Source organism: Halomonas tibetensis (genome assembly GCF_042643535.1).
Classification (GTDB): Bacteria; Pseudomonadota; Gammaproteobacteria; order Pseudomonadales; family Halomonadaceae; genus Halomonas; species Halomonas tibetensis.
Genome location: NZ_JBHRSQ010000021.1, coordinates 1 through 652 on the forward strand (window position 1 = coordinate 1; position 652 = coordinate 652).

Sequence of the window (652 nt, forward strand, 5' to 3'; positions counted from 1 at the left end):
CCAACGATTCACGTCGGCAGGTCTCGCATGAGGCCATCTACAACGCGCTCTATGTGATGCCCCGCGGCAGCCTCAAGAAGGAGCTCATCGCCTGCCTTCGGCAGGGTAACGGCAAGCGTCGGCCACGCAGTCGTGGCAAGGATCGACGCCAGCAGATTCCCGAGCTGGTCAGCATCCACATGCGGCCGCCTGAGATCGAAGACCGCCTGATGCCTGGCCATTGGGAGGGTGATCTCATCATTGGTGCTAACAATCGCTCTGCTGTCGGTACGCTGGTGGAACGCACCACGCGCTTGGTGATCCTGGCGAAAGTGGATGGCACCACGGCCACGGCAGCAGCCGTCGGTTTCAGCGACAAGCTCAATGAGGTGCCGCGAGCCCTGCGTCTGTCCATGACCTACGACCAGGGCAGGGAGATGGTAAAGCATGCCGAAATCACGCAGAAGACCGGTACGGCGATCTACTTCGCTGACCCGCATAGTCCATGGCAGCGGGGCTCCAACGAGAATACCAACGGGCTGTTGCGGCAGTACCTGCCGAAGGGCACGGACCTCTCCGTCTACAGCCAGGAAGAACTCGACGAGATCGCGGACTCACTGAACACGCGGCCGCGCAAGACATTGGACTGGCGCACGCCGCTGGAAGTTTACGC

Annotated in this window: 1 protein-coding gene; it reads left to right on the forward strand. The window is 61.5% G+C overall.

The annotated features are described in order from the left end of the window. Positions 1 to 652, forward strand: a 652-nt coding sequence (locus ACFODV_RS15175) for an IS30 family transposase (RefSeq protein WP_379760927.1), incomplete at both ends; no start/stop codon positions are given.